14 protein-coding genes are annotated in these 19,294 nt (G+C 65.2%); 8 read left to right on the forward strand and 6 right to left on the reverse strand.

The features are described 5' to 3' along the window. Positions 1-18: 18 nt before the first annotated feature. From ACXJKM_RS25740 to ACXJKM_RS25775, 8 genes are all read left to right on the forward strand, one after another. Complete coding sequence (locus ACXJKM_RS25740) at positions 19-1,143, forward strand: LPD7 domain-containing protein (RefSeq protein ID WP_457356043.1); 1,125 nt, start codon at positions 19-21, stop codon at positions 1,141-1,143. 2 nt (positions 1,144-1,145) lie between these two features. Then, the gene (locus tag ACXJKM_RS25745; RefSeq protein WP_457356044.1) at positions 1,146-2,294 is read left to right on the forward strand and encodes a DUF1173 family protein; all 1,149 of its coding nucleotides are present in this window, start codon (positions 1,146-1,148) and stop codon (positions 2,292-2,294) included. Positions 2,295-2,868: 574 nt separating this feature from the next. Continuing rightward, positions 2,869-3,531, forward strand: a complete 663-nt coding sequence (locus ACXJKM_RS25750; protein WP_457356045.1) for a hypothetical protein — start codon at positions 2,869-2,871, stop codon at positions 3,529-3,531. A gap of 190 nt (positions 3,532-3,721) precedes the next feature. Next, positions 3,722-5,431 (forward strand): SAVED domain-containing protein, encoded by a 1,710-nt coding sequence (locus ACXJKM_RS25755; protein ID WP_457356046.1) that lies wholly within the window; start codon positions 3,722-3,724, stop codon positions 5,429-5,431. Between the two features lie 49 nt (positions 5,432-5,480). After that, a complete protein-coding gene (locus ACXJKM_RS25760) occupies positions 5,481-6,704 on the forward strand; it encodes a nucleotidyltransferase domain-containing protein (RefSeq protein ID WP_457356047.1) in 1,224 nt (407 codons plus the stop codon). Next, a complete protein-coding gene (locus ACXJKM_RS25765) occupies positions 6,697-8,451 on the forward strand; it encodes a ThiF family adenylyltransferase (RefSeq protein WP_457356048.1) in 1,755 nt (584 codons plus the stop codon). The genes ACXJKM_RS25760 and ACXJKM_RS25765 overlap by 8 nt, the downstream gene beginning before the upstream one ends. Continuing rightward, entirely contained in the window at positions 8,432-8,923 is a 492-nt protein-coding gene (locus ACXJKM_RS25770) for a Mov34/MPN/PAD-1 family protein (protein WP_457356049.1), read from the forward strand. The genes ACXJKM_RS25765 and ACXJKM_RS25770 overlap by 20 nt, the downstream gene beginning before the upstream one ends. 293 nt (positions 8,924-9,216) lie before the next feature. Further along, positions 9,217-9,912 (forward strand): hypothetical protein, encoded by a 696-nt coding sequence (locus ACXJKM_RS25775; RefSeq protein ID WP_457356050.1) that lies wholly within the window; start codon positions 9,217-9,219, stop codon positions 9,910-9,912. Here ACXJKM_RS25775 and ACXJKM_RS25780 read toward each other — a convergent pair. The 6 genes from ACXJKM_RS25780 to ACXJKM_RS25805 all read right to left on the reverse strand — a co-directional run bounded on the left by ACXJKM_RS25780 (position 9,875) and on the right by ACXJKM_RS25805 (position 19,148). Then, positions 9,875-10,249 (reverse strand): M48 metallopeptidase family protein, encoded by a 375-nt coding sequence (locus tag ACXJKM_RS25780; RefSeq protein ID WP_457356051.1) that lies wholly within the window; start codon positions 10,247-10,249, stop codon positions 9,875-9,877. The two genes, ACXJKM_RS25775 and ACXJKM_RS25780, sit on opposite strands and share 38 nt — an antisense overlap. A gap of 65 nt (positions 10,250-10,314) precedes the next feature. Next, a complete protein-coding gene (locus ACXJKM_RS25785) occupies positions 10,315-11,010 on the reverse strand; it encodes a M48 family metallopeptidase (protein ID WP_457356052.1) in 696 nt (231 codons plus the stop codon). After that, positions 11,007-14,297: a type I restriction endonuclease subunit R gene (locus ACXJKM_RS25790; protein WP_457356053.1), complete on the reverse strand. Its 3,291-nt coding sequence runs from the start codon at positions 14,295-14,297 to the stop codon at positions 11,007-11,009. Before ACXJKM_RS25790 ends, ACXJKM_RS25785 begins: the two co-directional genes overlap by 4 nt. An 18-nt stretch (positions 14,298-14,315) precedes the next feature. Beyond that, positions 14,316-15,401 (reverse strand): PDDEXK nuclease domain-containing protein, encoded by a 1,086-nt coding sequence (locus ACXJKM_RS25795; RefSeq protein WP_457356054.1) that lies wholly within the window; start codon positions 15,399-15,401, stop codon positions 14,316-14,318. Continuing rightward, entirely contained in the window at positions 15,398-16,696 is a 1,299-nt protein-coding gene (locus tag ACXJKM_RS25800) for a restriction endonuclease subunit S (protein ID WP_457356055.1), read from the reverse strand. The genes ACXJKM_RS25795 and ACXJKM_RS25800 overlap by 4 nt, the downstream gene beginning before the upstream one ends. Beyond that, positions 16,689-19,148, reverse strand: coding sequence for an N-6 DNA methylase (locus ACXJKM_RS25805; RefSeq protein WP_457356056.1), 2,460 nt, complete (start codon positions 19,146-19,148; stop codon positions 16,689-16,691). Before ACXJKM_RS25805 ends, ACXJKM_RS25800 begins: the two co-directional genes overlap by 8 nt. Positions 19,149-19,294 lie beyond the last annotated feature (146 nt).

A 19,294-nucleotide genomic window follows, 5' to 3' on the forward strand; every position in this document is an offset into this window, starting at 1 on the left:
CCAACCAAGGAGTTCACCATGAGCGCCAGTACCTCCCCGGCCCGTGCATCCACCTCTCCCCGCGGTGGCACCGTCGAGCCAAGCAATCGGGCTTCGGTTGCGATCTCCCGGTTTCAGGCGATGCCGGATGAGCCCGGCGAGCGTTACGAGTTGCGCGACCCGTTTGCCGATGTCACCTATCGCGCCAAGACCTTCAGCGAGATGGCGGCCAAGGCCAACCAGCTGGGTAGCAGCCGCTTCACAGAGATCAGCGCCGACGGCAAGCGCACACCGATTCACAAGGCGGGCACGCAATGGCACCGCGGACCGCAGCTTGCCGCTCTTCCGGAAAGGCCCTTGGATCCCGGTCGAGATGACAGCCAGGCGGCGCAACAAACCCTAAAGGCACTGCCCACACAGCAGCCAACTGATCAGGTCGATGCCAAAGCGGTCGCCAAGATCGACGCCCACGCCGACCGGACGGCACTCGTAGCACGCCTCGAAGAGGCCCTGAAGGACCGCTACGTCATCAAGCGGGCGCCGGTCTCGATTGGCCCGGTGACCGTTGGCCATACGGAATACCGGTTCCGTGGCGACACGTCGCGCATTGCTTTCACGGAGTCGACGTTCAAGCTGGCCACCGACACCAACAGCCCGTCGGTGGCCAGATCCATGGTCGACGTCGCTCAGAGCCGCAACTGGAAGGGGCTGCGCGTCTCAGGCAGCGAAGATTTCCGGCGCCTGGTCTGGCTCGAGGCCACGGTGCGCGGCGTCAAGGCCGTGGGCTACGAGCCCAATGTGGGCGACCTCGACGTCCTCAAACGCGAGCAGCAGGCCCGCATGACCAACCACATCGAGCCTACGCGTGATGCGTCCAGCTCCACAGCATCCGCCCCCGCCGAAAAGTCGTCGGCCCGCGGTGGTGGCCGCAAGGCCGTCGTCGCAGCCATCGAGGCCGTCCTCATCTCCAAGGGGGTTCCAGAAGCCCGGCGCGCTGCCGTTCTCGCCGCCGCCACTGAGAAGCTCGCTCAGCGCACAGCCCGCGGCCAGGTGCCCAAGGTCAAGGTCTACGACCGGACTGCGGCCCCGAAGCACCCCGCCACCATGCCCGCACCTGAGGTCACTCGATCCCGCGATCGAGGAGCGCTTGCCCACGCCCGATAGCCATGTCGCTTTCCGCGCCGTCAGTTGCTGGGAACCCGTTCGAGCAGACATTCAACGTCAGTGGGCGCGTGATGAACGCGGCTCAGCCTGGGTTTGCAGAGGCCATCGCCCAGGCCTATGCCGAGCATCGGCGGCCGCGGTGTCTTTGCCGACCAGGTGGGGTCGAGATGTATGTCGCTCGACTCAACGACGGCTACATCGTCAAGCGCATGCCAGAGACCGGCAACCAGCATGCCCCTGAGTGCCCATCATTCGAGCTGCCTGCCGAACTGTCCGGCCTGTCACGCCTGCTGGGCAGCGCAATCGTGGAGGACCCGGTCAGCGGCGAGATCGCGCTGAAGTTGAACTTCCCGCTTTCGAAAAGCCCCGGGCGCTCAGCTCATTCGCGAGCTTCGTCAGCCGCCGGAGGCGTGGCCGTCCGGACGAGCCGACTTTCGCTACGGGGCCTGCTGCACTACCTATGGGACCAGGCTGAGCTGACGCACTGGCGACCCGCGTTTGAGGGCAAGCGTTCGTGGGGAACCGTGCGGCGTCATTTGCTCCGTGCCGCGGAACAAAAGATCGCGTGCGGCAACTCTTTGCTGGCAAAGCTGTACGTTCCCGAGGTCTTCGCAGTCGACGATGTGGAAGCCATCTGCGCCCGTCGGCGTGCCTCCTGGAAGGAGGCGGCGGCGCAGCCTGGCAGCCCCCAGCAGCTGATGCTGATGATCGCCGAGGTCAAAGGCATCGTCCCTGCGCTGCGCGGCTACAAGGCCGTGATCAAGCACGTGCCTGACGTTGCTTTTGCTATCGATGAGCCGCTGTACCGAGCTATCGGTCGGTCCTTCGGTCCAGACCTGGACCTCTGGAGCTCTTCGGCAGGCATCCGCCAGGTGATGGCGGCCACTTTCGGTCTGAACCCCGCAGGAAAACCAACAATCTTCAGGTTGTCCCTCATGCCAGTCACGAGGCAATGGCTGCCGGTTGCGACCGCGTTCGAGCAACAGCTGATCGAGGGCCTCGTTCGCGAGGGTCGTTCCTTTCGGAAGGTCATGCGGTATGACGTTGCTTTGAGAGAGCAACTCGCCAGCGTCGCGATGACCGACAGCGGCGAGCCAGCACCAGTTCTGTTCGCAGACGATGGCGTCGCTCGGCTGGGATATTCCCTGTGAAGTCAGTTGCAATGAGCTGCCTTGCCTTGCGCGACCGATCTGCAGCGGTTGCCGTCATCGACGGTGCGCCGCCGAGTTCACGCTGTTTGGCATGAAGCAGTCGCCGGCGCACTTGGCGGGCTGACGGCTTCATCGACCGGTGTCGAGGGTGCTGCGGTCGTCCAGCCTCGCTGCCTGCAGCTGTCGCCGTCAACTCGCGTCGGAATGTCTGCTGGTCGAAGCGCTGGAATGGCGCTACCGATCCTGAGCCGTCCTTCACGCGCTGAGCCGGAGGCAGCAAAGCTGTCATTAGGCCGATCGCGAAGCCAGATCTCATACCAGGCGCGGCGCGTTTCGAATTCATCGCAGCAATTTCGTCGCTCGCGGTGGCCGAGTAGCCCCATACCGGCGCACCACCCCCATCCCACTCGGCAGGTCGGGCGCGCCGCGGCCTCTAAGGCCGACTTTCCGTACGGAAAGTTTGCTCAAGCGCCAATGGCGCAACTAAGGTGCCCCTCGTACGATGGCGCACAGCCGGAAATAACGAGACCACGCCCAGGACGAGCGTGAGGATCGCGCCGACAAGGAGGACACCGTGGCGAACAAGAAGGGCAACCCGACAACACGGGTGATGAGCTATTTGGTACTCGCCCAGAGCGACTACTTGGCAGGAAGGCATTTGCTTCGCAATGACTATCTGGAACAAGGGGCGATGCTGGCGGCGACGGCAGCCGAGAAGTACCTGAAGGCCGTCATCGGCGTGGGTGGCATGGACAACAGCGACCACCTCTCCGGCACCCTTTACAAGCTGGTCCAGCGGTGCCAGCCAGAACTCTACGCTGCCATGGACATGGACTTCCTCAAGTTCCTTGAGAAAGCCTACCGGCTCCGCTACGCATCCGCTTCAGCTCCAGGTTTCTCCATCGTCGTCAACCAATATCGAACCCTTTTCGCAATCGACATGCTGATCGCGGACATTGACCAGTGCTTCGTCGTCGCCAGCGGCGAGAAGACGCCGTATCGCGCAAGTGTCGAAAGGGCGGACCCGCGCGTGCTTGAAGAAAACGTAGCGATAAGCCCCGCCCTCCTGCCGGCACTGGTTCGCCGGCCAAACCGGGTGCTCGACTACAAGGTCGAGGACGACCACCAAACCGTCTACGCCACGTACTCGACCGAAGGCGTGAACATGGCCGGCCCCTACTTGAAGCGTCCCGACATCACGCTGACGAAGAGCACTTTTTCGCTGTCCCGCGGTTGATCGGGTCCGAGAGCGGCGACCTCCCCAACCTCTCAACTGGTAGCTTAAAACGCTAGATATAGCGTTTGACTGCGCATTTACACACGCATATAGTGTTAGCACTCATGACAATAGAGTGCTAACAAAGCCTATTCGAACTCTGTCCAGCCCGTCTTGGCAACCCTGCCGCCGCTACCCAGCAAGGAACCGAATGACCGCCGTCGCCCCCCCACCTGTTGCCGCATCCGCGCCGGCCGGAGGGACCACGGGCACGTCATTCTCTACAACGGCGGCAGCGTCGAGCGCGCCGCCTGACCAGTTCCCGCCGCAGCGCGACGCGGAGATGGCGGCACTGGTGCTCGGCCAAGCCGCCCCGCGACAGTTGCTGGTCGTGGCGAACACTTTCACTGTTGCCCTCTACTCCCGAGCTACGGCCGCCGACGCCTGGTCACCGCTGTGTAGCGGTGACTTGGGTGACGCCACCAGCGCCGCGCTGAAACCATGTGCACCGAAGCGGCTTTGGTGGGCGAGTACCGATCAGGCGCCTTGGGCCGTACACGTCGACCAGCTCCAGCCGGTATCGGCGCCGAAGGCGCTCATCGCCCGCTGGATGAAGGCCGCCGACAAGGAGACTGGCCGAGAAGGCGGCGTCACGGATGCCGTGTATGAGGAGGTCACTTCACTCGCCGCTTGGCGCTGCCAGTTCTCCGGCTGCGGCAAGGACCTGAAGACGCACGGCACAGGGCGGGTGCGGATGCGGTCCAGCTATTTCGCGCACATCGTCGCTGCTTCACCGACCGGACCTCGGGGCTGCTTGGTTGAGTCCCGCCTGCTCGCCGACAACCCCACCAACTTCCTGCTGCTGTGCGATGAATGCCATCGCCTGATCGACAAAGTGGCGCCCGGCATCTACACCACGCCCGTGCTGCGGCGCATGCGCGAGGAGAGCATCGCCGAGGTGGACCGCCTGCTCGGTGCGCTGCAACATCAGGTGGCCGAGGTGATTGCCATCGTAGGAAACATCGCTGGCCAGCCACCTCAGTTCAGCATTCAAGACGCGCAAGAGGCACTATGGGGGCGCAGGCTCCGTACTCAGAGCAATAGCCCTAAGTGGTTTTTCTACCCCGGCGGGCAGCACCATAGCCCGCACCAGCCCGACTACTGGCCGTCGCTCTTCCGCACCATGAGGACGGACCTGCCGAGGCTTCAGGGTCTTCTGAACGGAACCAGCGAAGGCGGCGCGCCGCGACCCCGCCTCGCAGTGTTTCCGCTGCACTGCACCTCGGTGCTGCTTCTGGCCGGTCGCGTGCTGGGTGACATGGCTGGCACATCCCTGTTTCAGCCCCATCGCAACGTGCTGGATGGCAGAACGCGCTGGGCCTGGCCCGCTGATGCGCAACCCATGCAGCCAGCGGCTCTGACATCCCCTGGATCACCTACTGCACCTTCTTCGGCACCAAGCAAGTTCACGCTCACCGAATTGCATCCGCACACCGCCAGCGACGATGAGGCCTGCTTGGTCGTGGCGCTGACTTCAGCGATCTCACCTGCCCGCATGCCCTCAGGCTGCGCGACCGGCGACACCCTCACCCTGCCCACCCTCCTGATCGGCCCCGAACTGGGCAAGGACTGCATCCAGCAGCCAGCGGACCTCGAGGCCCTGGCCGTGACCGTGGATGCCGCAATGCGTCGACTCCAGGATGAATGGGGCGTCAAGCTGGTTCACCTGTTCGTGAGCGCGCCGGCCACTGCAACGCTGCTAGTCGGGCAAAAGATGCAGGCCCGGCATCAAGCGGCGTACGTCTGCCATGAGGCGGTCGGCGGGCCCGGCTCGGGCTACGCGCCGACGATTGAACTGACCTCCACGCATGTCCGCGAGCTGGTGTCTGGCCAAGGCCAGTCCATCGAGCTGCAGACCTGACCTCCGCCCCCGTTGACGTAGCCAGCCCAACCCAAAAGGGAGAACACCAATGACGACGAACCAGACGATTCTGTCGAAGCGGATCACCGAGGCCCTCACGTCGCGCCAGGAGGCCGCCCAATGGGAATCGTTCATCGCCACGATGCTCGAGAAGCTAGAGCTTTCGCCGGCACAACGAGCCAAGGCCGTGGAACGCTATGAAGAGCTGGCTCGGCACGTCGCACGCAAGCTCGGCGTTGGCGAAGTTGATGTGCATGTCGTGGTGCAGGGGTCGATGCGCACGCAGACGACGACGGCGATGTGGGGCAACACCAAGTTCGACCTGGACATCGTCGTGAAGCTGTCGTCAGCCCGATTCACCGCGCTGCGCGAGTCCGAGGAGTTCTTCCAGGCGTTTGGCCGCGCGCTACAGGGTGTCCCTGGCGCAGGCGAGCCCGAGCCAAAGAATCGCTGCTGGCGACTCCGCTACCCAGGCGAGCCCTTCTACTTCGACGTGACGCCCGCCGTTCCGCTCAGCGCCGGCATCACCGGGACGGACCTTCGCGTCCGCGATCCGAAGACCGTGTGGAGCCCCTCCAACCCTGAAGAGTTCGCTGACTGGTTCTGCAAGATCGCGGAGGGGCGCTTCCCCTTTCAACGGCAGCAGGTCGTCAACTTCACAGAGGCCCGGACGCAGGTGGACCCCGTGCCTACCGGGAGGGTTGGCATCGACGACATCCTGCGCCGCACCGTACAGCTGCTCAAGCTCCACCGTGACAACCACTACCGTGGCCTGCCCGACTATCGCCGTGAGGGGATGCCCATCTCGGTGATCTTGGTGACCTTGGCGACGTCCATCTTTCGCGACCTGCTGGCCAGGGAAGCCAACCGCTTCAGCAGCGCCATCGAAGTCGTCCTCGAGGTGGTAGATCGCCTGCCGAAATACATCGACCGTACCGGCACGTCCGTGCGGGTGATGAACCCCGCCCTGTCCCGCACCGTTGGCGAGAACTTCGCCGACCGCTGGAATGGCGACGGCGGCGTCCGCGACCGCGAGTTTCAGACCTGGCACCGGCAGCTCGTTGCCGACCTGGAAGCCCTCTTCGCGGACGAGCATTCCAAGAAGGACGAAAACCGCGTCAAGCGCATCTTCGGCGAGCACGGTGTGCAGGCCTGGAAGAACGGCCTCACGGCCGGCGGCTTGCTTGGCGGGTTGCTGAAGACCCTCCCGGCCGAACCTCGCTCGAATCCACAGAGCCCCGTGCCGACGGGCTCGAGGAACCAGCTTGCCTGACGACCCATCCAATACTGGACGAGGTCCGTTTGCCAACGCCGCTCAGGCCATCGCTGCCTGGCTGGATGGCGCTGGCTCTGAATACGCCGCGCGGGTCACCACGCCGGGGTCAGGGCGTAAGCCCTTCGCCTGGAAGCTGGTAGCCACCGCCGACCAACTGGGCGGCAAACCCGCCAAGCTCGTCCTGCCTTTGGATTTCCCGGCGCGGCCGGCCGAGGTTCATGTCGACCGAGACCTGTGCCTGGTCCTGCCGCACGTCGAGGAATCCGGCAAGGTGTGCCTCGGCTCGCCATCTAAGCCCGGCGACTACGAAAGCCCGGCGCACGCCGTAGCCGACACGTTGCGTGACTTTGAAGCGTTCCTCGACAAGTGCGCCGACTTGGCGTGGGTGAAGGCCGAGTTCCAACGGGAGCGCCTGGCCTACTGGGCGCGCTACTGCGAGGCGTACAAGCGCAGACGGGGCTTCCCTGCGCCCAGGGCCGTGCAGGCTGCTTTGGAGCCTTTCAAGGGCCATGCCGAGGGCAACCTTGCGGGCTACGCTCAAGGCAGCAAGGGGCAACGGAGCCTGCTGTGGCTGACCACCATGAACGGCGCCGACGCCAACGTCCTGGCGTATCGGCACAACTGGGCCAAAGGCACGCTGCAACGCGGCCACGTCTTGCTCGTAGAGATGCCCGAGGCCGCGAAGTGGACGCCGCAAGACTGGCCCCAGACGCTCGCAGACCTGGAACAGCAGGTAGCGGAATGGACGGACCACGAGCTGTCAGTCGTCTCCTGGATACGGGGGAAGAAGGACGACCAGCCAAAGCCGTTTTTGATCATCTTGGTCCAAGGCACGGTGGCCTTCGGCCTTTGCCTGGCGCCGCCGCTGGTGCCGTTGCTCACGACCGTGGGGCTGGTTCCGGTGGTCATCGAGCGAGTCGACGCAGATTGGGCCCTTGCCCGGGACCACGAGCTGGGGATCATCCAGCCACGTATGAAGAAGCGCGTCCTGATCCTGGGATGTGGCTCGCTCGGCGCGCCCGTTGCAGAGTTGATGGCGCGGGCCGGCGTAGGGAACATGACACTGGTCGACATGGAGTTCTTCGAACCCGAGAACACTTCCCGCCACCTTCTCGGCTTCACAGCGGTGAACAACAGCAAGGCGGTCGAGCTGGCGAGTCGGCTACGGAGGGAAGTCCCCGGCATCAACGTCAAGGGCCATTACGCATTGGCGTCCTCGTGGCTGGCGCACGGCATGCGGAAGGGTGACTTCGACCTGGTCATTGATTGCACCGGCGAGAGTTCGGTGCGCTGCCTGCTGGCGCAGCTCGCCACCGAGCATCTGGCCGGGGTTTCCATCGCGCACCTGTGGTTGGAGCCCTTCTGCGCGGCAGCCCACCTCGTGTTCCTTCAGCCGGGAGACAGGTGGCCTGGAGACGACCCGGCGGACACGCTGGTGAACGTCGCGGGATGGCCTGATGACGTGCGCGTGAGGCTTCCCGCATGCAGTGCGGGATTCCACCCCTATGGCGCATCGGACGTCTGGCAGGCGGCCGGCTTCTGCGTCGAGAGGCTGCTTGCGCACGTCGATGGTGACGTCGATACGTCAACCGTATGGACCTGGACTCGCGGGTCCGCGTACTTCGAGTATCTTGGTGTGGATGCACGCCCCGGCCCGCTGGTCCCCAAGACAAGGACCAGGTTCGAGAGCCAGTCGCTGGAGCGGCCATTTCCGGAGCTTATTCATGCCCAGAGGGCGGCCTGATGCGATTTGCCGGCTTGACGATGCCGATTGGACACTCGCCTTCACGGCCGCTGCTCTACGTGAGATTGGTGCACATGCACAGACGAAGCCGCACAGCAAGGAATCGGTGGGGCAGCTCTACTGCCGAGACCTGACGTCGGGTAGCCTCGTCATCGAGCGGGCGACTACCCTGCCTCGGTCGCGTGCAAGCTACGCCAGCGTCCAGTTCAACTCGGAAGCTGCAACGGCCGAACGCGCGGAACTGTTCAATGATGGCTGGCACTGTGTCGGGCTGTGGCACTCACACCCTGAGGCGTTCCCCCGACCGTCGTCGACCGACGCGCTCTTGGCGGCCGATCATGCTCGGGCAGCGGCGACGCACCTGAACGGGCTGCTGTTCGCGATCCTCGGAACGCGCCCTGTTCCGGATGGCCTCTCGGTCTGGGTGCACGACGGCTCCAAGTTCTGGCAGACACGGTGGCAGGGGGTGTGAGGCGTCGAGGCACTGACGTAGAACACACAGCCAACAACGCACGGCGCGCCTGCGGCATCGGAAGCGCTTGAGGTGCTTAGCCGTGGTTGGAAACTCAAGCCGGGCCCTCCGTGCGGAAGTGGTTTCGCCGCCCCGACCCGATACCTGTGGCCCACTGATCCTTCGCCGTCGCCAGCGGCGCGGAGCCGCTCGACTGCGCACGGTCACTTCAACGCGCGCAGGGCAATACCGGGCGGCCTGCTGGATGAGGCCCGCAGGCGACTATCCTCCCTCTCCAAAGGAGACGCCACAGAATGCGGAAGGTATCACCGCAGGACATCCGAGACGACTTTCGGCGGCAACTGACCGACCTGACGAACTTCTATCAAGCTGGTCTGGCAGCCCTTGGTTCGGACAAGGATCAGTCGACGTTAACCGAGCACAGCCTGCTGGCGGCAGCCGTGGCCTGGGAGGGCTTCATCAGCGACATGTTCATCGGTTACATCAACGTCGATGCGACCCGCTTCAAACAACATCTGAAGGACGCCTTCGAACAGCATCTCCAGACCCAAGAGAAGTCGAATCGATTGTTCCGAGCCTATGGCTCGCTGCAATTCCCTGCGCACCTCAGCAAACGTGACGTCCAGACGCTGGCGAACAGCTCGGGCAACAACATCACCTTCCCCAACTTCTCAGAGCTTGAAGAGCGGGCGGGCAGGTGGCTCGTGGCAGCCCACGCCAACAGGTTCGAAGGTCTCACAGGTCCCCAGAAGGCGCTGGTCGACGCAGTGATTGGCCTCAGAAACCACGTCGCGCACCGAAGCCATCGATCTGGCGAGGCCATGAACAGACTGCTTGCTGTTGGCGCGCTGCATGTCACTGGCATCAGACGCGGGGCCAACAACGTCAGCAATGTTGGCGCTTGGCTGAAGGCCGTCCCGGCTAACCGCAACGAGTCGCGCATCGTGACCATCATCCAAGCCCTCGACGTAGTCGGATCAGCCTGTTGAGCGTTTTGGACGAGTCCGAAAGCGCCCTACCCTCGACGAACGCAGTCCGCTCCAGCACCTCATGCTGCCGCCGCCAGGCATGCATCTGCCGGGCCACCAGCGCCCAGAAAGCTCGCGTGTGGCTCTTCTTCGTGGTACGGCAGAGCTCGTGCACCAGGACATAGTCCGCCTCAAATTCGACATTGCTTGAAGGGCAAGTCCTGGGGGTGCAGCAGTCGCTCAGCCATCGAAGGGTCGAATGACCGGTGCTGGCGGCAGCGGTCGCTGGGCCGCCAAAATTCAGCGTCAGCAGCCAGCCTGGAGCAGACGCTGCCGTCGTGACCGGCACGGTTGCCACGGCTCAACTACCTATGTCCACCATCCCACCATCCCAACATCAGAGCACCTGAGAGATCTGCGGGCTTACAGGCCCTCCACTTCGATCCCTCGCGCATCAAGCCACGTCTTACGGCGCTCGTAGTCGGGCATGGCCCGCTCCACGCGACGCCAAAACTCCGGCGTGTGATGGGGCTCGTAAAGGTGGGCCATTTCGTGCACCACCACGAACTCGGCGATGGCGGCGGGCAGCAGGATGGTCTTCCAGTGGAAGTACAGCAGGTCGCCCTTGCCGCACGAGCCCCAGCGGTAGCCCAGGTCCTGCACGCGCAGGCCGCCGGGGGCCACCTCCATGCGCGCCGCGTAGTCGGCCACCTTGGCCTCCAGCCAGGGCTTGGCGCGTGCGCAGTACCAGCGCACGAGGTGCTCGCGTCCATCGCGCACCAGCGCCTTGGGCATCACGAAGCGGCCGCCCACCAGCTTGACGGCGGCGTCCGAAGTCTCCACCAAGCGTAGCCGGTAGCTACGGCCCAGATAGGTCAGCCCCTCGCCGTCGGTGAACTCCTTGCGCCTGGGCGCACGGCCCGCAGTTTCCTGGCGAGCGAGCTGCTTGTAGACCCACATGCGCTTGCGCTGCGCGAAGTCGCGCAGCTTGGCCTCGGGAACTTCGGGCGGAGCAGACAGGATCAGAGCGCCGTCCCGGTCCACGGTGATCTCCAGCGCACGCCGCCGGTCGCTGCGGCGCACCTCAAAGCGCAGGTCGTTGAGCGTCAACGTGCTCATGCCTTTAACAGCCGTTCATGGTTCGCCCGCGCCAGCTCCATCAGCTTGTCCACCAGCGCCTCCAGCTGCGGCGTGGGCAGCAGACGCGACTTCATCAGCAGCTCGAAGACGCGGGTGTTCAGCGCGTCCTGTGCGGGCTGCCGGTTCGGGCGCCAGAAGTTGGGCACCAGCTCGACCGAGATCGTGTCCACCACCTCGACGGCCAACTCCACGAGCTTCTGGCGCTCGGCGTCCGTCAGCGCACGATCACCGGCCGCCGTATCCACCATCAGCCGCAGGAAGGGACCGTAGTGCTCGGGCAGGTCCGGCAGGCGGTCGTCGGCCGCCACATGGCCGGAGCGGATCTCGTCCACCAACCCTTGCAGCGMCTTCGTCAGTTCGTCCCACTGCTCCCCCAGTTGGGCCAACACGTCGCGCAGCCGCTCGCTGAGCTTACGGTAGGCGACAGGGTCCTGCTCCAGGTGCTCGCGGATGTGGGCGCGGATGGCGTGCTCCATCTCCGAGGCCTTGGCGCGTGCGTTGGGCTCACGGGCCAGCTTGCTGCCGAACTCGGCGTCGGTCAGCGACACCGGCGGAATCTTGGGGTCCACACCCATCGACACCACATGGTCGTCGATCAGCTTGCGCACCTTCGCCCCTACGTCCTTGCCCAGCACCGGCGTGTCACGGTAGCGGTTGCGCGAGCGGGCGTAGATGAAGGCCAGCTTCTTGGCGTCTGGCGCAAACGGCAGGCCCTCGGGCCGGGGCAGCACGACGTCCAGCGTCTGCATGAAGGCCTTGAGCTTGACCGCGAACTCGGCGCGCAGCCGCTCGTTGGCCAACAGCTCCACGCAGCCCTCGGTGTCCGCCAAGCTGTCGATGCCCCGGCTGCGGAACAGGTCCACCACGCGCAGATGCCGGTCGCGCAGGATGGGGATCTCGTCCCTCAGGCTTTGCAACGCACCGTCGATGTCCTCATCGGCATAGACCTTCAGCGCGTCCCGCAGGTGGTGGGCCAGGCCGTAGTAGTCCACCACGATGCCGAACAGCTTGCCGTGGCCGGTCCGGTTCACGCGGGCAATGGTCTGCAGCAGCTCAGCCTCGCGGATGGGCCGGTCCAGGTACATGACGCCCTCGATGGGCGCGTCAAAGCCGGTCAGCAGCATGGACTTCACGATCAGGAACGCGAGCGGGTCGGCCTTGGCCGGGTCGGCATGCACCAACGGCTGCTTGAAGCGCTGGATGCGCTGCTCCTGCGCTGCGCCGTCGGTCCAGGCCTTCCAGGCCGGGTCGTCGTTGTTGCCGCCCGAGATGATGGGCGCGAACTCGATGCGCGCCAGCAGCTCGCGCTGGCGCCAGGCCTGCACCTGGGCCTGCACGGCGGCCGGGCGTGCGCACAGGGCCTCGTCGTCCAGCGCCTTGTCCTCGGGACTCAGGCTTTCCGCCTCGGCCAGCAGCTCATCGCGCGCGGCAGCGAAGGCCGCCAGGTAGCGCACCACCGCCAGCCGGCTGTAGGCCACCACCTGCGCCTTGACGCCGTTGGGCAGGATGTGCGTCACGTAGTGGCGCAGCATGTCACGCGCCTTGTCGCGGATCAGGGCGGGCGCCTCGAAGATCTGGCCCTTGGTGGCGTACTTGGCCTTGATGGCCTCCAGCTCCTCGGGCGTGTGCTCGCGGAACAGGTCCTCGAACAGCTCGTCCAGATTGGCGCCGTCCTTCACCGCGCCATGCGCCGTGCGGCCCTCGTAGAGGATGGGCACGATGGCGCCATCGGCCTCGGCCTCTCGGATGGTGTAGCGGTCGATGAACTCGCCAAAGATCTCGTGCGTGCGCTTCTTGTCGCCCATCAGGATGGGCGTACCGGTGAAGCCGATGCGGGCGCAGTTGGGCAAGCCGGCCAGCAGCGCGGCCTGCAGGTCGCCGGCCTGGCTGCGGTGGGCCTCGTCCACCATCACCAGGATGGCCTCGTCGCCGTTCAACACCTCAATCGGCGCCGGCTCGCGCGCCTCCACGCGGGGCAGGTCTTCTGCCTTCAGCCCCGGCTCGCCGGCCGCGTCGCCGTTGCGCTGCTTCTGGATCATGCCGAACACGATGTCCGGCCCCTGCCGGCGCAGCTGGCGCTTCAGGTCGTCCGCCGACGTGGCACGCAGTACGTTCTGGCCGGTCAGCGTGGCCGTCTCCGAGAGCTGGCGTTCCAGGTCGTTGCGGTCGGTCACCACCACCACCTTGAAGCGCCGCAGCAGCGCATCGCCGCGCAGCTTGCGCATCAGGAACACCATGGTCAGGCTCTTGCCCGAGCCCTGCGTGTGCCAGACGATGCCGCCGCGCCGGTCATGCTCGCCGTCCTCGCGCCGCGTCTTGCCGGTGCGCAGGCGGTGGATGGCGCGGTTCACGGCGCGGTACTGCTGGTAGCGGCAGACCGACTTCACCACCTGGCCCTCGATGCTCATGAACAGCATGAAATGCCGAACCACGTCCAGCAGATGCGCCGGCCGCAACAGGCCGGCCACCAGCCGCTCCTGCTCGGACAGCTGAGGCTTGCCCAATGCTGTCGCCACCTCCGCCTCGCTGCCCTGGCCATCCGCGCCCACCACCGTCTTCCAAGCCGCGTAGTGGCGGAAGGCGGCGCCCACGCTGCCCACGCGCGCCTCGTCAAAGCTGGTGGCAATCAGCAGCTGGTTGGTGTGGAACAGCGGCTCGTTGCCCTCGTTGTCGTCCACCTCGCCGCTAGCACAGCGCTGGTTGCTGTAGCGGCGCAGCTGGTCCACAGCCTCGGACAGCGGCTCGGGGCAGCTCGGGCTCTTGCACTCCACCACCGCCAGCGGCATGCCGTTCACCAGGAGCACCAGGTCGGGCACGATGAAGGCCTTACCCCGGTTGAAGCCCGGCGGGCAGTCCACCCGGTACTGGTTCACCACGGTGAACTCGTTGCGCGCCGGGTGCTGCCAGTCGATGAAGTGAATCGTCTGGCCCCGGCCACCGTCCCAGCCGGGCAGGCCTTCCACCGTCAGCCCGGCCAGCAGCAGCGCGGTGGCGGCCTGGTTGGCCTCCATCAGCCGGTGGGCGGGGATGCGCGTAACGGCGCCCACCGCCTGAGTCAGGCGCTCGTCGTCCAGCCAGGGCTGGCCGGCGGCGTCCAGGTTGATGGCGCGCAGCTGGCGGCGCAGCGTGGCCTCCTGCACCACCTCGGCAAAGCTCGCACGGCCGGTGGCGGCCGGCGTGTCGACATTGCCCTGCACATGGCGCCAGCCCATGCCAAGCAGTTGCTCGACGAAGGGCCGCTCCACCTCTTCAAGTTCCCAGCCCATTCGCCTCCCTGGCTTGCGCTAAGTGTTGTCCGTGTCGGTGCCTGGGCTCTGCGGCCCCTCTGGCGCATCGGCGCCCGCCAGCTCACGCTCGATCTGCTCGATGCTTGGCAGGCTGCTCAGCAATTCCGGCGGCAATGATTCCACCAATTGATACTCGGCCACACCCAGCGGCTGGGCCTTGTCGCGCAGCGCGTACTCGGCCACCACCTTGTTCTTGCTCTTGCACAGCAGCAGGCCAATGGTGGGGCCGTCCTGCGGGTGCTTGACCTGAGCGTCCACGGCCGTGAGATAGAAGCCCAGCTGGCCCAGATGCTCGGGCTTGAACTTGCCGCCCTTCAGCTCGATCACCACGTAGCAGCGCAGCTTGAGGTGATAGAACAGCAGGTCGATGAAGAACTCGTCGCCGCCCACGTCCAGCAGCACCTGCCGGCCGACGAACGCAAAGCCGGTACCCAGCTCCAGCAGGAAGTCGGTGACGTGCTGGACGAGGGCGTTCTCGATCTCGCGCTCCTGCGCCTCGTCGGTCAGGCCCAGGAAGTCAAAACGGTAGGGGTCCTTCACCGACTCACGGGCCAGGTCGGACTGTGGCTTGGGCAGGCTGGCCGAGAAGTTGGTCACCGCCTGGCCACTGCGCTCCAGCAGGCGGGTCTCGATCTGCATCACCAGCACATTGCGCGACCAGCCATGTTCGATGGCCTTGCTCGCATACCAGCGGCGGGTCTCGGGCCCGGGCAGCTTGTCCAGCAGCGCCAGCTGGTGGTACCAGGGCAGTTGTGCAAGCACCTCTTGCACAAATTCGGCCTCCGGCCAGGCCTGGGCAAAGGCGCGCATGTACTTCAGGTTGCGCGGCGAGAAGCCCTGCATGTGGGGGAAGGCCGTGCGCAGGTCGTGCGCCAGCCGGCCCACCACCTTGGCGCCCCAGCCCTCGCGCGCCTGGCGCTCCAGGATGTCGCAGCCGATCTGCCAGTACAGCAGCACCAGCTCCTGATTGACGGCCAGCGCCGCGCGCTGCTGCGCGCCGTGGATGCGCGCCTTTAGCTCAGCCAGCCAATCGGCATAGCCTTCGGGTGGCGGGGTCAGCGAGGGCGGGCGCGGGCTGGTCATGGGGAGGCTGGGGTCAGCAGCGGGGTGACGCGGACGCGGCCGGTAAGGAGGTCATCCAAGAGGCCGGATTTCAACGTTCTCAGCTTCGACAAAGTGGATCCCTCCGTCCTCAGCTGTTGATCGTGATCGGAAAGAACCCTCTCAATCAAGGCTTGCTCGTTCGGTTCGGGTAAAGCGAAACGCAGCTTCTTGAGTGGAGCGATGGAAAGTTCAGCCCTAGTGGTGCCAACCTGCGCCAGACCAAGGATCTGCTGGCCCATGGGTGATTGGAGCAACTGCCCAAAATAGTCAGCCCGGATCATCGGTCCGGGTCGAAGTCGAGCCATATCTCGACTGATGTTGCCCACATAGTGATCAGGCACAACACCGATGCGCCCAATGGTTCCCTTGATCGACACAAGCACGTCTCCCGGTTTGACTCTGCTGCGCGAGTACGCGGCGTCGATTGATCTCGCCGTCCGATGAATGCCAGTGACGTAGTCGCCGAGTAGGTCCTTGATCGCCAGAACGGGTACTCCATCCGGAACAAAGGAGAAGACCTGCACGACGCCGTAACAGATAGGCGCGGCGACAAGGCTTTCCAAATCGGAGTCGTTCCAGCTCTTTGGAATCCAGCCCAGCTGAGATTCCTTGTAGAGGCGGGGCGCCTGGCTCTGCGGCGGGCGCAGTTCGCCGTTGGCGCCTATGCCTCGGGTCAGGAGGTCGTGCAGCAGCCCCTGCTTGACCTGCTTGAGCTTCTCAACGATAGCCTCGGTCTGGCGTATGGTGCTGTCGAGGGTGTCGAGAATCGCTGAGAGCATTGGTTGCTCATTCAGCGGTGGAAGTGGCACGACGAACCTGCGCACGATTGACGAACTCAGGCCGGCCATGATGCTGCCATGGCTCATCGAGGATACCTGCCGTCCAACCACGTTTTCGGCCTGAAGGACAGTCGTCAAGAATTCTCGCGTCACCAACTCCGGGTTGGGCTGAATCCGAAGTAGATGCGAGTCCATGAGGCCTGGCTCTGCACTCGGCGGAAATACGGCGCACTTTCCAACGGTCCCCATCATTGAGAGCACCACGTCGCCCGGGTGCAGCTCACATGACCGCAGTGCGTTGAACTTCGCGCTGGAAACGCGCCGATCACCTGCCAACCAATCGTTGGCAATCACATTCTCCTGCCCATAGACCTTTTGGCCATGCTCGACCATGTCCTCCCGCTTCAATTGGCTGCCGAACGGTCCAATCTTGATCGAGCCCTTCCATGGCCCAGCCAGCGACTCCACGGTCGCATGACGGAAGGACTCAGACATAGCTCAAGGCAGACAAGTAACCGCGCAAGGCTTGTGCGCCACGCTCGCGCTCGCACTCGATGCTGGTCAACGTCACCCGGTACTTGTCCCACCAGTTCTCGAACGCCGCCACCACCTGCTGCCGCTGCGCGCCGATGTGGCGCTCCAGGATCACCTCCATGTCCCGGCGCATCACTGCCAGCAACAGTGTGGCGGCACCAGCTTCGTCGAGCGCATCTACCGCCGCGTTCAGCCGCTCAGAGAAGCTTTGCGTCTTCTCCTTGATCTGCTTCTTCAGCACGGTGAGCTGCTTCTTCAAGGCCTTGAGCTGCTCCTCGTCCACCGCCGCTTCGGCCTCGTCGCCGTCCGGTTCGGCTTCTTCGCCATCCTCCGGCTTGTCGGGCACGGCGGCCTTGATCTGCCCGTCCAGTTCGGCCTTGCGGGCTTCCAGCTCGGCCAGGGCCTGGACGAAATCGGCCATCAGGAAACTGACGAGCTTGTGGTCCAGCGGATTGGCCTTGCTCTGCTCGTCGTCCAGCGCGGTCAGGATGCTGGTGCGCCAGGCGTCCACCACGCCCTTGGCGCCGCGCGCCATCAGCGTCATGAACTCGTACTTGGCGGCGTCCCAGAAGCCAGCCACGATGCCGCGCACCTGGAAGCGGCCGAGCAGGCCGACGGGCTCCAGCTCGGCGCTGAAGCTGTGCAGCAGCTCGGTGCGCAGGCCCACCATGCTGGGCTGGCCGGCCAGGGCCGTGATGCGCGGGCTGTGGGCCTGCCACCAGGCGGCGAAGGCGCTGCGCACGGCCTGCTCGCGGGCCAGCAGGCCGGCATTCGTCTCGACGGCGGGCTTGAGGGCCTGGCGGGTGGCCAGTTCCGGGCGGAAGTCGAAGTAGGCGGCGTCGCGGTCGACAAACAGCGCGGCCGGGTCCAGCCCGTGCGCGCTGAACAAGGCGGTCTTGGCCTGCACCTCGGCCTTGGGCACGCCGCCCAGCAGGTGGGCGCGCACGTCGTGCGGCTCGGGCGGCGGGGCGTTATCGGCGTAGCGGCGGATGTTGAGGTTGAAGTCGTTCTCGCGCAGCGTGGCGTTGGACACCAGGGCGCTGAAGCCGGGCACCTCGGCAAAGCTCTCGAAGGTGTTGACGATCTTCTCGATGTGCTCGGGCAGCAGGTGGTTCTGCGCCCGGCCCTCGAAGTATTCGCGGTCGGCGTTGATGAACAGCACGTGGCCCTGGCGCTCAGGCGGCTTGCCGCTTTCGTTACCCCGGCGCTGGCGCAGCACCAGCACGCAGCCGGGGATGCCGGTGCCGTAGAACAGGTTGGCCGGAAGGCCGATGACCGCTTCTAGCAGGTCGGCCTCGATGAGGGCGGCGCGGATGGCGCGCTCCTCGCCGCCGCGGAACAGCACGCCGTGCGGCATGACGGTGGCCACCATGCCGCCGTCGCGGGTGACGGCCAGCATGTGCTGCAGGAACATCAGGTCGGCCTTCTTGCTGCCCAGCGGCACCTGGCCGTACTTGAAGCGCTCGGCGGCGAACCGGGGCGCCCAGACGGACTGGCCGGCGCGGTCGGTGTCGGTGCTGCCCCAATTGATGGAGAAGGGCGGGTTGGAGAGCACGCGGTCGAAGCGCATCAGCTCGCCGTTCTCCACATGCTCGGGTTTCTCCAGCGTGTCTTCGTTGCGCAGGTCAGCGGTTGAGATGCCGTGCAGCAACATGTTCATCTTGGCGATGGACCAGACGGTGCCGTTGGCCTCCTGACCGCAGAGGTCGGCCCGGGTGCCGTCGCCGCCGTGCTCGTCGATGTATTCCTTGGCCAGGATGAGCATGCCGCCGGAGCCCACGCAGGGGTCGTAGATGCTGTGGCGCTGTTCGGGTTTGAGCAGGCGCACCATCATGCGCACGACGGAGCGGGGCGTGTAGAACTCGCCGCCCTTCTTGCCGGCGCTGTCGGCAAACTCACCGATCAGGTATTCGTAGGCGGCGCCGAGCAGGTCGGGGAACTCGAAGTCTTCATTGCGCAGGCGGTAGCTGCTGAAGTGGCTGATGAGCTGGCGCAGCTTGATGTCGGGGATCTTGCTCTGGCCGACCTTGCGCGAGAAGTCGATGTGCTCCAGCACCTCGGCCAGGCTGGAGTTGTTGGACTCCAGGCCGCCGAGCGCGCGGTTGAGGAAGCCGCCGACATCGTCATGCGCCTCGTTGACGAGGAACTGCCAGCGTGAGCTGTGCGGCACGTAGAAGGACTCGCCGTACCAGCGCTTGAGTTCGGCGTTGGCGAGGGCGTCAACGCGGCTGTGGCCGGCGGCCTCCTGCTGGGCGATGACCTGCTCGCGGCGCTGGTCGAACACGTCTGAGCAGCGCTTCAGGAAGAGCATGCCGAAGATGTATTCCTTGAACTCGGAGGCATCCATCTTGCCGCGCAGGATGTCGGCGGCTTTGAAGAGGTGGCGTTCGAGCTGAGAGAGAGTCAGGGGCATGGAGGCGGCAGGAACGGAGAGGCGGCGAAAGGGGCTTCGACGGGGCTGGAGCGGGCTGACCGGCGGTCTCGGGCGGTGGATTTCATCATGCCCTGCTGGCTGCCCGCCCGGGCTGGTCTGCGTGGGTTGCCGTTGGTGGCAACGGC

Source organism: Roseateles sp. P5_D6 (assembly GCF_054049415.1).

What these genes read in the sequence shown, in the direction of transcription:
- ACXJKM_RS25740 (WP_457356043.1), top strand. Translation starts at nt 19, where the DNA reads ATGAGCGCCAGTACCTCCCCGGCCCGTGCATCCACCTCTCCCCGCGGT.
- ACXJKM_RS25745 (WP_457356044.1), top strand. Translation starts at nt 1,146, where the DNA reads ATGTCGCTTTCCGCGCCGTCAGTTGCTGGGAACCCGTTCGAGCAGACA.
- ACXJKM_RS25755 (WP_457356046.1), top strand. Translation starts at nt 3,722, where the DNA reads ATGACCGCCGTCGCCCCCCCACCTGTTGCCGCATCCGCGCCGGCCGGA.
- ACXJKM_RS25760 (WP_457356047.1), top strand. Translation starts at nt 5,481, where the DNA reads ATGACGACGAACCAGACGATTCTGTCGAAGCGGATCACCGAGGCCCTC.
- ACXJKM_RS25770 (WP_457356049.1), top strand. Translation starts at nt 8,432, where the DNA reads ATGCCCAGAGGGCGGCCTGATGCGATTTGCCGGCTTGACGATGCCGAT.
- ACXJKM_RS25775 (WP_457356050.1), top strand. Translation starts at nt 9,217, where the DNA reads ATGCGGAAGGTATCACCGCAGGACATCCGAGACGACTTTCGGCGGCAA.
- ACXJKM_RS25785 (WP_457356052.1), bottom strand. Translation starts at nt 11,010, where the DNA reads ATGAGCACGTTGACGCTCAACGACCTGCGCTTTGAGGTGCGCCGCAGC.
- ACXJKM_RS25795 (WP_457356054.1), bottom strand. Translation starts at nt 15,401, where the DNA reads ATGACCAGCCCGCGCCCGCCCTCGCTGACCCCGCCACCCGAAGGCTAT.
- ACXJKM_RS25800 (WP_457356055.1), bottom strand. Translation starts at nt 16,696, where the DNA reads ATGTCTGAGTCCTTCCGTCATGCGACCGTGGAGTCGCTGGCTGGGCCA.
- ACXJKM_RS25805 (WP_457356056.1), bottom strand. Translation starts at nt 19,148, where the DNA reads ATGCCCCTGACTCTCTCTCAGCTCGAACGCCACCTCTTCAAAGCCGCC.